Below are 14,395 nucleotides of genomic sequence, written 5' to 3' on the forward strand. Positions count from 1 at the left end.
CATGGCCGCCTACCTGATCCGACGCCTTCTGCTGATCATTCCCACCTTGTTCGGGGTGCTGCTTCTCAATTTCGCGATCGTTCAATTCGTTCCGGGCGGCCCGGCCGAGCAGTTGCTGTCGCAACTGACCAACAAGGAGAACCGCATCTCGGGCGGTCCCACGGGGCGCACGCTCGATGCCAAGCAGGTGGCCGAGATCAAGGCTCTCTACGGCTTCGACAAGCCGGCGCCCGAGCGCTTCTGGCAGATGCTCAAGCAGTTCGCACGCTTCGATCTGGGCAAGAGCTTCTTTCAGAGCAAGGACGTGTGGCAACTCATCAAGGAGAAGCTGCCGGTTTCCATCAGCCTCGGCCTGTGGACTTTCTTCATCAGCTACCTGATCGCCGTGCCGCTGGGTGTCGCGAAAGCCGTGCGCGCCGGCTCACGTTTCGATTTTCTGACGACGCTGCTGGTGCTCGTCGGCTACGCCATCCCGGGCTTCGTGCTCGGCGTGGCGCTGCTCGTGATCTTCGGGGGGCAGTTGCAGTGGTTTCCGCTGCGCGGGCTGACTTCGCCGAATTGGGAGTCGCTGAGCTGGGGCGCCCGCATTGCCGACTACCTGTGGCACATCACGTTGCCGGTGACGGCGATGGTGCTGGGCAGTTTCGCGATCACCGCGATGCTCACCAAGAATTCCTTCCTCGAAGAGATCCGCAAGCAATACGTGCTGACGGCACGTGCCAAGGGGCTGGCCGAACGCCAGGTGCTCTGGAAGCACGTGTTCCGCAACGCGCTGATCCCGATCATCACGGGCTTTCCGACAGCCTTCATCGGCGCATTCTTTTCGGGTGCGCTGCTGATCGAGACGCTGTTTTCGCTCGACGGGATGGGCTTGCTCAGCTACGAGAGCGTCTTGCGGCGTGACTACCCGGTGTTCCTGGGCACGCTCTATCTGTTCACGCTGATCGGCCTGGTGACCAAGCTCATTTCCGATCTTTGCTATGTCTGGGTCGATCCGAGGGTGAAGTTTGACTAAAGCGCCTGCCGTGTCCGTGAGCCCGGGGCGCCGTGCCTGGCGCCGTTTCCGCCGCAATCCGCTGGGGTTCTGGAGCCTCCTGATTTTTTCGGCACTGGTGGTGCTGAGCCTCTTTGCCGATGTGCTTTCCACCGACAAGCCGCTCGTGGTGCGCTATGAAGGAAAGACCTATTTCCCGGTGCTGCGGGACTATTCCGAGAAGACCTTCGGCGGCGATTTCGAAACGCCGGCCGACTACCTCGATCCGTTCGTCGAACAACGCATCACGCAGGGCGGCAACTGGGCGCTCTATGCGCCCAATCGCTATGGCCCGAGCACGCTCAACTATTTCTCGAAGCCTCCGAACCCTGCGGCCCCCTCGCGCGAGAACCTGCTCGGTACGGATGAGCGGGGGCGCGATCTGCTGGCCCAACTGATCTACGGTTTTCGTGTGAGCGTGCTGTTTGCGCTGGCGCTCACGGTGATCGGGGTGGTGGTGGGCATCGCGACCGGTGCCGTGCAGGGGTTCTTCGGCGGGAAGATCGACCTGACATTCCAGCGCCTGATCGAGATCTGGGGAGCGATGCCCGAGCTGTACCTGCTGATCATCTTCAGCGCGATCTTTACGCCCAGCGTGGCGTTGCTGCTGATCCTGCTGAGCCTGTTTGGCTGGATGGGGCTGTCGGACTACGTGCGCGCCGAGTTCCTGCGCAACCGCCAGATGGACTACGTGCGTGCGGCGCGCGCGCTCGGCGTGGGCAATCTGCAGATCATGTGGCGCCACATCCTGCCCAACAGCATGGTGCCCGTCGTGACCTTCCTGCCGTTCCGCATGAGCGCGGCGATTCTTGCGTTGACCTCGCTCGACTTTCTCGGCCTTGGCGTGCCTCAAGGCACGCCATCGCTCGGCGAATTGCTGAGCCAGGGCAAGGGCAACATCGACGCCTGGTGGATCTCGTTGTCCACTTTCGTCGTGCTGGTCGTCACGCTGATGCTGCTGACCTTCATGGGCGACGCGCTGCGCGACGCACTCGACCCCCGGAAGGCCGACAAGTGATGAGCGACACCAAGAACCAACCCCTGCTCGACGTGAAGGGCCTGCGCGTCGCGTTCAGCGGCAAGGAGGTGGTGCACGGCATCGACTTCCAGATCGCCGCGGGCGAAAAACTCGCGCTCGTCGGTGAATCGGGCTCGGGCAAGACGGTTACGGCGCTGTCGCTGCTGCGCCTGGTGCAGAACGCCGATCTTGCCGGCGTCGCAAGGCTCTTCGGCCCGGAGCATGCGCAGAACAATGCGCGCGATCTGCTGTCGATCCCCGAGCGCGAATTGCGTGGCATCCGAGGCAAGGAGATCGCGATGATCTTCCAGGAGCCGATGACCGCGCTCAATGCGCTCTACAGCGTTGGCGACCAGATCGCCGAGGTGCTGGAGTTGCATGAAGGGTTGTCGGCTCGTGCCGCGCAAGCGGCGGCCGTCCAGTTGCTGGCCGACACCGGTATTCCGGAGCCGGAGCGGCGGGCGAGGGCGTTTCCGCACCAGCTTTCGGGCGGCCAACGGCAGCGCGCCATGATCGCGATGGCGCTCGCCTGCAAGCCGCGCCTGCTGTTGGCGGACGAGCCGACCACCGCGCTCGACGTCACCGTGCGCGCGCAAATCCTTGAATTGCTGGCGGGCCTGCAGCGCAAGTACGGCATGGCCGTGCTGCTGATCACCCACGACCTGAACCTGGTGCGTCGCTTCGCCGACCGGGTGGTGGTCATGGAGAGCGGCCACGTGGTCGAGCATGGCGCCGTGGCGCGCCTGTTCGAAGCGCCGCAGCACCCGTACACCCGCAAGCTGATCGACAGCCATCCGCAGCGCGATGTGGTGGCGGTCGCCGCGCGGGACGAGGCGGCACCGGTGCTCGAAGCCAAGGCCTTGCGCGTGATCTACCCGGTGCCCCGCCCTGGCTTCGCGGGCTGGTTCCGCAAGGGTGAATTCGTCGCTGTGCAAGGCGCGGACTTCCGCATCGTGCCGGGCGAAACACTGGGCGTGGTCGGGGAGTCGGGGTCGGGCAAGTCGACGCTTGCGCTTGCGGCGCTTGGCCTGCTGAAGCACCAAGGTACGTTAAAAGTCGACGGCAAGGGGTGGGCGGTGGATCGGGCTTCCGACCTGGGCCTGCGCCGGGTCATGCAGGTGGTGTTCCAGGATCCGTTTTCGTCGCTCTCGCCGCGTATGACGGTGGAGCAGATCGTGGGTGAAGGCTTGCGCGTGCATGCGCCCGAACTCGGCACCGAGGCCCGCCGCGCCCGCGCACTCACGGCGCTGGCCGATGTCGGGTTGACCGAGGCGCAGTTTCCGTCGCTGCTCGAGCGTTACCCGCATGAGTTTTCGGGCGGGCAGCGCCAGCGCCTGGCGATTGCGCGTGCACTGATCGTCGATCCGCAATTGCTGGTGCTCGACGAGCCGACCAGCGCGCTCGACGTGACGATCCAGAAGCAGGTGCTGAGCCTGCTGCAGCGCTTGCAGCGGGAGCGGGGTCTGAGCTATCTGCTGATCACGCACGATGTCGAAGTGATCCGCGCCATGGCGCACGAGGTCATCGTGATGAAGGATGGAGCGATCCTTGAAGCCGGGCCGGTCGAGCGGGTGCTTGATGCGCCGGCGCATCCCTATACAAAAAAACTGGTGGCCGCGGCGCTGCTGGAATAAACGGAGATTGCAGGAAATGTCGGAAATCGGACGCGACCGGCGCGGTGCCTGGCGTGCAGCACTGGCGTGCATGGTCACCCTGGCGGTGGCGATGGGCCTAGGGCGCTTTGCCTTCACGCCCATGCTGCCCATCATGCTGCACGAGGGAAAGCTGGAGCTTGCGGGCGGCGGCGTGCTGGCGTCGCTCAATTACCTGGGTTATTTCTTCGGTGCAGTCAGCTGTGCAGCCATCGGAATCAAGGCGTCGAGCATGGTGCGCGGCGGGTTGGTTGCCACCGCAGCGCTGCTGCTCGGCATGGGGCTGCTTCACAGCTTCATCGGGTGGGGTGTCCTGCGTACCGCTGCGGGCGTGATGAGCGCCTGGGTCTTCGTCTTCGCCTCGGGCTGGGGCATGCGGCGGCTGGCCGAAACGAATGCGCCGACGCTGGCGGGCGTGATCTACACCGGGCCGGGCATCGGGATCGCGATGACTGGATTGCTGGGCGGCGCCTTGGGGCGCTGGGGTTCCGAAGCGGGGTGGATGGGCCTTGGTCTTCTCGCGATCGTGCTGATCGCCGTGATCTGGCGCGTGTTTGACGATGGCGAACAGCCGGCGAGCGGTGCCGCTGCGCCGGCGCCAGTGACGGCAGGCGCTGCTGCTGGAACGGCGGCCGCCCGCAGCGACGCGATCTGGCTGGTTGCGCTCTATGGTCTGGCGGGTTTCGGCTACATCATCACGGCGACCTTTCTCCCGGTGATCGCGCGCCAGGCGCTGCCCGGTTCGTCGTGGCCCGACTTCTTCTGGCCGCTGTTCGGGCTGGCCATCATTCCGGGCGCTCTCATCGGGGCACGCGCGCCGACCTACTGGGACAACCGCCTGCTGCTGGCCGTGGCTTATGCACTGCAGGCGCTCGGCGTGGTGCTGTCGGTGGCATGGCCGACCATCGGCGGGTTCGCGCTCGGCAGCCTGTTACTCGGGATGCCGTTCACGGCCATCACGCTTTTCGCGATGCGGGAGGCGCGCCGCCTGCGTGGCAATGCGGCCGCCGGGCTGATCGGCTACGCGACGGCGTCGTATGGCGTGGGGCAGATCATCGGGCCGCTGTTTGCGGCGCCGTTGGCCCAGCGAACCGGGTCTTTCGAGCTCCCGCTGCTGGTCGCCGCCGCCGCCCTGGCGCTCGGTGCGGTGTTGTTTGCGGTGGTTTGGTCCAAATCTCGTGCGCCAATGGCTGCCTGAGTGCGAATGCCCCTTCATTTATCACACGAATAGCATATAATTCGAGGCTCACGACCAAACGGGCGGGTACCAACCGCCCGTTTTTTTTGGTCTATTCATTCTGAGCACTCATTGAGATCATTGGGATTCGGGTATCCGCGGCGGGGCGGATGCGCGGGTTCGGTATTTAAAAGGCACTTTCAAACACGTGGCATTGCAGCAAATAGTGGAACAAACCGTGGCCGGTCTTGGCTACGACCTGGTTGAGATCGAACGCTCGGCCGGGGGATTGCTGCGCGTGACGATTGATTTGCCCTGGACGGCCCCCACCTCTGAAGATGTGGCTGCGGGTGTGCCCGAGCCGTTCGTGACGGTGGAAGACTGCGAAAAAGTCACGCGGCAATTGCAATTTGCGCTCGAAGTCGATGGCGTCGATTACAAGCGGCTCGAGGTTTCCTCGCCCGGTATCGATCGCCCGCTGCGCAATGAGCAGGATTTCGAGCGTTTTGTCGGGTCGGAAATCGACATCACGCTCAAGGCGCCCATGGGGGCTGCCGCGGCGGGCCAGGTGTCGGCCACCCGCAAGAAGTTTCGCGGCACGCTGGAGCGTGCCGAAAAGGCGCAAGGGGCTGCCGAGGGTGCGGCCCCGGGTTGGCAAATCGTCTGGAGCGATGCGCCCAAGCCCAAGCCGGGTCAAAAAGTAAGCAAGAAGCGCGCGCCTGCACCCCTGCACGCGCTGGGCTTCGTGCTGGACGAGCTGCGCGATGCGCGGCTCGCGCCCATTGTGGATTTCAAGGGCCGCAAGGCCAAAACCCAACCGGGTTTTTCGGATATTGACGACGGAACGAATGTTCCGGACTGACCAGAGGAGTGGTGGCATGAATCGCGAAATGTTGATGTTGGTGGATGCGATCTCGCGCGAGAAGAACGTCGAGCGTGACGTCGTCTTCGGCGCAGTCGAGTCCGCACTGGCGCAAGCCACCAAGAAGCTCCATCAGGGTGACGTGGACATCCGCGTCTCGGTCGATCGCGACAGTGGCGACTACGAGACCTTCCGCCGTTGGCACGTCGTTCCCGACGAAGCCGGCCTGCAGCTGCCCGACCAGGAAATCCTCCTGTTCGAAGCCAAGGAAGAAATGTCGGACATCGAAGTCGGCGAGTACATCGAAGAAGCGGTGGATTCGGTGCCGATCGGCCGTATCGGCGCCATGGCTGCCAAGCAGGTGATCCTGCAGAAGATTCGCGACGCCGAGCGCGAAATGCTGCTCAACGACTTCATGTCGCGTGGCGACAAGATCTTCGTCGGTACCGTCAAGCGCCTGGACAAGGGCGACATCATCGTCGAGGCCGGTCGCGTCGAAGGCCGCCTGCGCCGCAGCGAGATGATCGCCAAGGAAAACCTGCGCAATGGCGACCGCGTGCGCGCCATGATCATGGAAGTCGACCTGACGCTGCGCGGCGCGCCGATCATCCTGTCGCGCTCGGCCCCCGAGTTCATGATCGAGCTCTTCCGCCAGGAAGTGCCCGAGATCGAGCAAGGCCTGCTCGAAATCAAGAGCTGCGCCCGTGACCCGGGTTCGCGCGCCAAGATCGCCGTGCTCTCGCACGACAAGCGCGTCGACCCGATCGGCACCTGCGTCGGCGTGCGTGGTACCCGCGTCAATGCCGTCACGAACGAACTCGCCGGTGAGCGCGTGGACATCGTGCTGTGGAGCGAAGATCCGGCCCAGTTCGTGATCGGTGCCCTGGCGCCGGCGAACGTGTCGTCGATCGTCGTCGATGAAGAAAAGCACGCCATGGACGTGGTGGTCGATGAGGAGAACCTCGCCATCGCCATCGGCCGCGGCGGCCAGAACGTGCGACTGGCTTCCGACCTGACCGGTTGGAAGATCAACATCATGGACGCCAACGAGTCGGCCCAGAAGCAGGCGACCGAGACGGATGCCAGCCGCAAGCTCTTCATGGAAAAGCTCGACGTCGACGAAGAAATCGCCGACATCCTGATCTCCGAAGGCTTCAACAGCCTGGAAGAAGTCGCCTATGTGCCGATCTCCGAAATGCTGGAGATCGAGGCCTTCGACGAAGACACGATCAATGAGCTGCGCTCGCGTGCCAAGGATGCGCTGCTGACCATGGAAATCGCCAAGGAGGAGGGTGTCGAGGTGCAGCCGCAGGTGTCTCAGGACCTGCATGACCTCGAGGGCCTGGACCCCGAGCTGATTCCCAAGCTGGTCGAGGCGGGTGTGAACACCCGTGACGACCTCGCCGACCTTGCGGTCGATGAACTCACCGAGATCACCGGCCACAGCGCCGATGACGCCAAAGCCCTCATCTTGAAAGCCCGCGAACACTGGTTCGCCGGCCAAGAGTGACGGTCATGGAGGCACGAAACCAATATGTCCAGTACCACTGTCGCCGAGTTCGCGAACGAGCTCAAGAAGACTCCCGAAACCTTGCTTGACCAGCTCAAGAGCGCAGGCGTGCCCAAAGCGGCCGCCACCGATGCGCTCACGGAGGCTGACAAGCAGCGCTTGCTCGGCCACCTCAAAGCCAGCCATGGCACCGTCGAGCCCGAGCGCAAGAAGATCACGCTGACCAAGAAGTCGACCAGCGAGATCAAGCAGGCCGATGCCACCGGCCGCGCCCGCACCATCCAGGTCGAGGTGCGCAAGAAGCGCACGTTCATCCAGCGCGATGAAGGCCACCCGGCCACGCCCGAACACGCACAGCAAAGCGCTGAAGCACCGGCACCTGCGCCGGCTGCGCCCCAGGTCGACGAGGCCGAACTGGCCCGCCGCGAGGAAGAAGCGCGCCGCCAAGCCGAGCTGATCCGCCGCCAGGAAGAAGAGCTGGCCGAAAAGCGCCGTCTGCGCGAAGAAGCCGAAGCCCGCGAACGCGAACAGGCTGAAAAGGCCGAGCGCGCCGAACAGGCCGAGCAAGAAGCCGCACGCATCGCCGCCGAGAAGAAGGCCGCTGCTGCAGCTGCCGCCGCAACCGCTGCGGCCAAGGACACGCCTGCCAAGCCGGCCGCCGCGCCCGCTCCCGCAGTGACGGCCGCCGCCGCTGCCGCCGAGCAGCAGGCCGCCGACACCAAGCTCGCCGCCCAGACCGCCGCGACGCAAGCCAAGGAAGACGCAAAGGCCAAGGCCGCTGCCGAATCGAAGGCCCGTGCCGACGAAGAGGCTGCACGTGCCAAGGACCTCGACGAGCGTCGCCGCAAGGCCCTCGCCGAAGCCGAAGCCATTCGCGCGATGATGAATGCACCAGCCCGCGTGCTGGTGCCGCACAAGGCGCCCGAGAAGCCGCAGCCCGAAAAGGCCGCGGTCAAGGGCACGCTGCACAAGCCGGCCACCCCGGCGGCACGCCCCGGCGCGCCTGCCGCACCCGGTGCTGCAGCAGCGCCCGGCGCCGCCGGTGCCGGCAAGGAAGTCAAGTCCGCCAAGCTCTCGTCGAGCTGGGCTGGCGATCCTGCCAAGAAGAAGGAAATCAAGACCCGCGGCGATGCCAGCGGTGGCGTCGGTCGCGGCAACTGGCGCGGAGGCCCGCGCGGCCGTCGCGGCAATGACCGTGGCGGTCACGACGAGCAACACGCACCGGCCGCACCGGTCGAGGCGCGCGTTCTCGAAGTGCACGTGCCCGAAACCATCACCGTGGCCGAACTGGCACACAAGATGGCCGTCAAGGCACAGGAAGTCATCAAGCAGCTGATGAAGCTCGGCATGATGGCGACCATCAACCAGTCGCTCGACCAGGACACCGCGATGATCATCGTGGAGGACATGGGTCACAACGCCGTGGTTGCCGCGCTGGACGATCCGGAAGCCTTCACCGACGAGGACGTGTCGGCGCAAACCGCAGAAGCCCTGCCGCGCGCACCGGTCGTGACCGTCATGGGTCACGTCGACCACGGCAAGACCTCGCTGCTCGACTACATCCGCCGGGCCAAGGTCGCAGCGGGCGAAGCCGGCGGCATCACGCAGCACATCGGCGCGTACCACGTGCAGACCGAACGCGGCATGGTGTCGTTCCTCGACACCCCGGGTCACGAGGCTTTCACGGCCATGCGTGCCCGCGGTGCACAGGCCACCGACATCGTGATCCTGGTGGTGGCGGCCGACGACGGCGTCATGCCCCAGACCAAGGAAGCCATCAAGCACGCGAAGGCGGCGGGTGTGCCGATCGTGGTTGCCATCAACAAGGTGGACAAGCCCGACGCCAACCTGGACCGCGTCAAGCAGGAACTGGTGGCCGAAGAGGTCGTGCCCGAAGAGTACGGTGGCGACGTGCCGTTCGTGCCGGTGTCGGCCAAGACCGGCCAGGGCATCGACGACCTGCTCGAACAAGTGCTGCTGCAGGCTGAAGTGCTGGAACTCAAGGCGCCGGTGGATGCCGCCGCCAAGGGTCTGGTCATCGAAGCGCAGCTCGACAAGGGCCGTGGCCCGGTCGCAACCGTGCTGGTTCAGTCCGGCACGCTCAAGACCGGCGACGTGGTGCTGGCAGGTTCCACCTACGGCCGCGTGCGCGCCATGCTGGACGAAGACGGCAAGACCATCAAGGCCGCGGGTCCGTCGATCCCGGTCGAGATCCAGGGCCTGACCGAAGTGCCGCAAGCAGGCGACGAGTTCATGGTGATGGCCGACGAGCGCCGTGCGCGCGAGATCGCCACCTACCGTGCCGGCAAGTTCCGCAACACCAAGCTGGCGAAGCAGCAGGCCGCGAACCTGCAGAACATGTTCACCGACCTGTCGGCGGGCGAAGTGCAGACGCTGCGCCTGATCATCAAGGCCGACGTGCAAGGTTCGCAGGAAGCCCTGGCGCAATCGCTGCTCAAGCTGGCGACCGAAGAAGTCAAGGTGCAGATCGTCTACGCCGGCGTGGGCGGTATCAGCGAGAACGACATCAACCTCGCCATCGCCTCCAAGGCGGTCGTGATCGGCTTCAACGTGCGCGCCGATGCCGGTGCGCGCAAGCTGGCCGAAAACAACGGCGTGCAACTGAACTACTACAGCATCATTTACGACGCTGTGGACGAGATCAAGGTTGCGATGTCGGGCATGCTGGCACCGGAGCGCCGCGAAGAGATCATCGGCTCGGCCGAGATCCGCACGGTGTTCGTGGCCTCGAAGATCGGCACCGTGGCCGGCTCGTACGTCACTTCGGGCTCGGTCAACCGCAGCGCGCATTTCCGCCTGCTGCGCGACAACGTGGTGATCTACACCGGCGAAATCGATTCGATCAAGCGCATGAAGGACGATGTCCGCGAAGTCCGCGAAGGTTTTGAGTGCGGTATCAAGCTCAAGAACTACAACGACATCAAAGAAGGCGATCAGCTCGAATTCTTCGAAATCAAGGAAATCGCCCGGACGCTGTAAGCGTTCGATGCGAAAGAGTCCATGCCGAAAAGAAAAGCCGCTGCCCCCAACCGCGCGTTCAAGGTTGCCGACCAGATCCAGCGGGATCTGACGGAGCTGATCGCGCGCGAGTTGAAGGACCCGCGCGTGGGCATGGTCACGATCCAGGCCGTCGAGGTCACGCCCGACTATGCGCATGCGAAGGTCTACTTCAGCATGCTCACGGGCGACGTGACCGAGACCACCGAAGCGCTCAACCAGGCCGCGGGCTTCCTGCGCAACGGCCTGTTCAAGCGCCTGCATATCCACACCGTGCCCACGCTGCACTTCCTGTTCGACCGCACCACCGAGCGTGCCGCCGACATGAACGCGCTCATTGCGCAGGCCGTCGCTTCGCGTTCGAAAGACGACTAGCCATGAATGCGCCACGCACAAGGGTGCAGCGGCGCCCTGTGCATGGGGTGTTGTTGCTCGACAAGCCGCTGGGACTCTCCAGCAACCAGGCCTTGCAAAAGGCCAAGTGGTTGCTGCGCGCCGAAAAAGCGGGCCATACCGGCACGCTCGATCCGCTCGCGACGGGCGTCCTGCCGCTTTGCTTTGGCGCGGCCACCAAATTCAGCCAGTTGCACCTGGACGCCGACAAGACCTATGAGGCCACGGCCCGTCTCGGCGTCAAGACCGCGACCGGCGATGCCGAAGGCGACGTGATCGCCGAACGGCCTGTCAACGTCACGCCGGAAGACTTGGCGCGCGTGCAGCAGCAGTTCACCGGCCCGATCCGGCAGGTGCCACCGATGCACAGCGCGCTCAAGAAAGACGGCAAGGCGCTGTACGAGTACGCCCGCGAAGGCGTCGAGGTCGAGCGGGCTCCGCGCGACGTCGTCATCCACAAGCTGGAGGTGACCGAGGCCGCCGCCCCGCAAGGGCAGCGCGCCATCAGGATCGCGGCGACCGTGAGCAAGGGCACGTACATTCGCACCCTCGGCGAAGACATCGGCGAGGCACTCGGCTGCGGCGCCCACCTGACGTCGCTGCGGCGCACCGCGACCGGCGATTTCGGGCAGGCGCAATGCGTCACGCTCGAAGCGCTCGAAGCCATGGACGAAGAGGAGCGCCTGGCGCAACTCCTGCCAGCCGAGTCGCTGGTGGACGGCCACAGCCGCGTCACGCTCGGCGCGGAAGATGCGGCACGCTTTCTTTCGGGCCTGCGCCGCCGTGGCGGCTGGGCCGATGCGGCAGAAGTGGCCGTGTTCGGCAGCGAACCGCACGCCTTCCTCGGCACGGCCCATGTGGCGGCCGGCGAACTGATCCCGGGGCGCTTGCTGAACCCCATCGAAATCCAGCAAATTCTTTTGAACGCACAACAGACCGAAGCGACACCATGAGTACCAAGCAAATCCGCAATATCGCCATCATTGCCCACGTGGACCATGGCAAGACCACCATGGTCGACCAGCTGCTGCGCCAGTCGGGCACCTTCGCCGACCACGAGAAGGTCGTCGACACGGTGATGGACAACAACGCCATCGAAAAAGAACGTGGCATCACGATTCTGGCCAAGAACTGCGCCGTGACCTGGGAAGGCACGCACATCAACATCGTCGACACCCCCGGCCACGCGGACTTCGGCGGTGAAGTGGAACGCGCGCTGTCGATGGTCGACGGCGTGGTGCTGCTGATCGACGCCCAGGAAGGCCCGATGCCGCAGACGCGCTTCGTGACCAAGAAGGCGCTGGCCCTGGGCCTGAAGCCCATCCTGGTGGTGAACAAGGTCGACAAGCCCGGTGCGAACCCCGACAAGGTGGTCAATGCGGCCTTCGACCTGTTCGACAAGCTCGGCGCTACCGACGAACAGCTCGACTTCCCCGTGGTGTACGCCTCGGGCATCAACGGCTGGTCGTCGCTGGAAGAGGGCGCGCAGGGTGAGCAGTGGGGCCCCGACATGTCGGCCCTGTTCAACACCATCCTGAAGCACGTGCCGTCGCAAAAGGGTGACCCCGCCGCGCCGCTGCAGCTGCAGATTTCGGCCCTCGACTTCTCGACCTTCGTCGGTCGCATCGGCGTTGGCCGCATCAGCCAGGGCACCCTGAAGCCGATGACCGACGTGGTGGTGATGGAAGGTCCGGACGGCAAGTCCATCAAGGGCCGTGTCAACCAGGTGCTGACCTTCCAGGGCCTGGACCGCGTGCAGGCCACCGAAGCGGGCCCTGGCGAGATCGTGCTGATCAACGGCATTGCCGACATCGGCATCGGCGTCACCGTGACCGACCCGGCCAACCCGGCACCGCTGCCCATGCTCAAGGTCGACGAGCCGACCCTGACCATGAACTTCTGCGTGAACACCAGCCCGCTGGCCGGCCGCGAAGGCAAGTACGTCACCAGCCGCCAGATCTGGGACCGCCTGCAGAAGGAACTGCAGCACAACGTCGCGCTGCGCGTGAACGAGACTGACGAAGAAGGCATCTTCGAAGTGATGGGCCGGGGCGAACTGCACCTGACCATTCTTCTGGAGAACATGCGCCGCGAAGGCTATGAAATGGCCGTGTCGAAGCCGCGCGTGGTGTTCCGCACCGTCAACGGCGAGAAGCACGAACCGATCGAGCTGGTGACGGCCGACATCGAAGACCAGCATCAGGGCGGCGTGATGCAGGCGCTGGGCGAGCGCAAGGGCGAGCTGGTCAACATGGAACCGGACGGCCGTGGCCGCGTGCGCCTGGAGTACCGCATTCCGGCGCGTGGCCTGATCGGCTTCACGAACGAATTCCTGAACCTGACGCGTGGCTCGGGTCTCATCAGCAACATCTTCGACAGCTACGAGCCGCACAAGGGCGACATCGGCGGCCGCAAGAACGGCGTGCTGATCTCGATGGACGACGGTGAAATCTTCACCTACGCCCTGGGCAAGCTGGACGACCGCGGCCGCATGTTCGTGCGCGCCAACGACCCGGTGTACGAAGGCATGATCGTCGGCATTCACAGCCGCGACAACGACCTCGTGGTGAACGCCACGCGTACCAAGCAGCTGACCAACTTCCGCGTTTCGGGCAAGGAAGACGCGATCAAGATCACGCCTCCGATCGAACTCACGCTCGAATACGGCGTGGAATTCATCGAGGACGACGAGCTGGTCGAAATCACGCCCAAGAGCGTTCGCCTGCGCAAGCGTTTCCTGAAGGAACACGAGCGCAAGCGCGCCGGCCGCGACACGTCGCAAGGCTGATCGCAACCCGCGATTGGCCATGCGCCTGACGCACGGCGGCGCCGTCTGGCTGATGGTCGTCGTGACCCTGATGTGGGGCACGGCGGGCGTCGTCACACGGCACCTCGCGCAGGCGCACAGCTTCGAGATCACCTTCTGGCGCAGCCTCTTCACGATGCTGTCGCTGCTGGTGATCTTGCCGCTTTGGCGGGGACGCGCGGTGTTCTCGCAAGTGCGCAACGGCGGGCGCGAACTCTGGATTTCGGGTGTCTGCTGGGCCGTGATGTTCACGGCCTTCATGGTTGCGCTCACGCTGGCTTCCACGGCCAGCGTGCTGGTCACGATGTCGTTGGGCCCGTTGCTTACCGCGCTCGCGGCCCGCTTCTTCATCGGGCACCGGCTGCCCACGCGCACCTGGCTGGCGATTGTGGTCGCCGGCCTTGGCATCGGCTGGATGTACGGCACGCAGCTGCTGCAGGGCGGTGGGGCCTCGGTGCTCGGCACGTTGGTTGCGCTGTGCGTGCCGCTGGCTGGCGCCGCCAACTGGACCGTGGTTCAGCATGCCCAGGCCAAAGGGCACGACATCGACCTGGTGCCCGCGGTGCTGATCGGCGCGGTGCTCACCGCGCTGTTCACCCTGCCTTTTGCGTGGCCGTTCCAGGCGAGCGCACATGACCTCGGCCTGCTGGCTTTTCTCGGCGTGTTCCAGCTCGCCATTCCCTGTGTTCTCTCGGTTCTGTGTGCCCAGGTTCTGAAGGCACCCGAGGTCGCGCTGCTGGCCTTGCTGGAGGTGATCTTCGGCATCGCGCTGGCCTGGGTCGGCGCGGGCGAGGAGCCGGCGGCCAGCGTGTTGACCGGCGGCGCACTGGTCATCGGCGCATTGGTGTTCAACGAACTGCTCGCGCTGCGCAGTCGACGCACCACGGCCGCAGACACGGCATTGCCGGGCGCGCACTAGCGCACCA

11 protein-coding genes are annotated in these 14,395 nt (G+C 64.9%); all 11 read left to right on the forward strand.

Going from position 1 to position 14,395, the window contains the following annotated elements; translation table 11 throughout:
- Position 1: 1 nt before the first annotated feature.
- Positions 2-1,015 carry a microcin C ABC transporter permease YejB gene (locus ACGLHS_RS05890; RefSeq protein WP_394477701.1) on the forward strand — a complete coding sequence of 338 codons (1,014 nt, stop codon included), beginning with the start codon at positions 2-4 and terminating at the stop codon, positions 1,013-1,015.
- 10 nt (positions 1,016-1,025) lie between these two features.
- Positions 1,026-2,051 carry an ABC transporter permease gene (locus ACGLHS_RS05895; protein ID WP_394477703.1) on the forward strand — a complete coding sequence of 342 codons (1,026 nt, stop codon included), beginning with the start codon at positions 1,026-1,028 and terminating at the stop codon, positions 2,049-2,051.
- Positions 2,051-3,685: an ABC transporter ATP-binding protein gene (locus ACGLHS_RS05900; protein WP_394477705.1), complete on the forward strand. Its 1,635-nt coding sequence runs from the start codon at positions 2,051-2,053 to the stop codon at positions 3,683-3,685. The genes ACGLHS_RS05895 and ACGLHS_RS05900 overlap by 1 nt, the downstream gene beginning before the upstream one ends.
- Positions 3,686-3,701: 16 nt before the next feature.
- Positions 3,702-4,901: a YbfB/YjiJ family MFS transporter gene (locus tag ACGLHS_RS05905; protein WP_394477707.1), complete on the forward strand. Its 1,200-nt coding sequence runs from the start codon at positions 3,702-3,704 to the stop codon at positions 4,899-4,901.
- A gap of 187 nt (positions 4,902-5,088) precedes the next feature.
- Positions 5,089-5,742: a ribosome maturation factor RimP gene (gene rimP / locus ACGLHS_RS05910; RefSeq protein WP_093239559.1), complete on the forward strand. Its 654-nt coding sequence runs from the start codon at positions 5,089-5,091 to the stop codon at positions 5,740-5,742.
- 16 nt (positions 5,743-5,758) lie between these two features.
- On the forward strand, positions 5,759-7,252 hold the full coding sequence (nusA, locus tag ACGLHS_RS05915; RefSeq protein ID WP_093239560.1) for a transcription termination factor NusA: 1,494 nt from the start codon (positions 5,759-5,761) through the stop codon (positions 7,250-7,252).
- 24 nt (positions 7,253-7,276) lie between these two features.
- Complete coding sequence (gene infB / locus ACGLHS_RS05920; RefSeq protein ID WP_093239562.1) at positions 7,277-10,252, forward strand: translation initiation factor IF-2; 2,976 nt, start codon at positions 7,277-7,279, stop codon at positions 10,250-10,252.
- Between the two features lie 21 nt (positions 10,253-10,273).
- Positions 10,274-10,645 carry a 30S ribosome-binding factor RbfA gene (rbfA, locus tag ACGLHS_RS05925; protein ID WP_093239564.1) on the forward strand — a complete coding sequence of 124 codons (372 nt, stop codon included), beginning with the start codon at positions 10,274-10,276 and terminating at the stop codon, positions 10,643-10,645.
- Between the two features lie 2 nt (positions 10,646-10,647).
- A complete protein-coding gene (gene truB / locus ACGLHS_RS05930) occupies positions 10,648-11,616 on the forward strand; it encodes a tRNA pseudouridine(55) synthase TruB (protein ID WP_394477712.1) in 969 nt (322 codons plus the stop codon).
- The gene (typA, locus tag ACGLHS_RS05935) at positions 11,613-13,451 is read left to right on the forward strand and encodes a translational GTPase TypA (RefSeq protein WP_394477714.1); all 1,839 of its coding nucleotides are present in this window, start codon (positions 11,613-11,615) and stop codon (positions 13,449-13,451) included. The genes truB and typA overlap by 4 nt, the downstream gene beginning before the upstream one ends.
- Positions 13,452-13,470: 19 nt before the next feature.
- A complete protein-coding gene (locus ACGLHS_RS05940; RefSeq protein WP_093241577.1) occupies positions 13,471-14,388 on the forward strand; it encodes a DMT family transporter in 918 nt (305 codons plus the stop codon).
- Positions 14,389-14,395: the final 7 nt, after the last annotated feature.

It is taken from the genome of Variovorax sp. VaC1 (assembly GCF_043658315.1).
GTDB lineage: Bacteria > Pseudomonadota > Gammaproteobacteria > Burkholderiales > Burkholderiaceae_C > Variovorax.

What these genes read in the sequence shown, in the direction of transcription:
- ACGLHS_RS05890 (WP_394477701.1), top strand. Translation starts at nt 2, where the DNA reads ATGGCCGCCTACCTGATCCGACGCCTTCTGCTGATCATTCCCACCTTG.
- ACGLHS_RS05900 (WP_394477705.1), top strand. Translation starts at nt 2,051, where the DNA reads ATGAGCGACACCAAGAACCAACCCCTGCTCGACGTGAAGGGCCTGCGC.
- ACGLHS_RS05905 (WP_394477707.1), top strand. Translation starts at nt 3,702, where the DNA reads ATGTCGGAAATCGGACGCGACCGGCGCGGTGCCTGGCGTGCAGCACTG.
- nusA (WP_093239560.1), top strand. Translation starts at nt 5,759, where the DNA reads ATGAATCGCGAAATGTTGATGTTGGTGGATGCGATCTCGCGCGAGAAG.
- infB (WP_093239562.1), top strand. Translation starts at nt 7,277, where the DNA reads ATGTCCAGTACCACTGTCGCCGAGTTCGCGAACGAGCTCAAGAAGACT.
- rbfA (WP_093239564.1), top strand. Translation starts at nt 10,274, where the DNA reads ATGCCGAAAAGAAAAGCCGCTGCCCCCAACCGCGCGTTCAAGGTTGCC.
- truB (WP_394477712.1), top strand. Translation starts at nt 10,648, where the DNA reads ATGAATGCGCCACGCACAAGGGTGCAGCGGCGCCCTGTGCATGGGGTG.
- typA (WP_394477714.1), top strand. Translation starts at nt 11,613, where the DNA reads ATGAGTACCAAGCAAATCCGCAATATCGCCATCATTGCCCACGTGGAC.
- ACGLHS_RS05940 (WP_093241577.1), top strand. Translation starts at nt 13,471, where the DNA reads ATGCGCCTGACGCACGGCGGCGCCGTCTGGCTGATGGTCGTCGTGACC.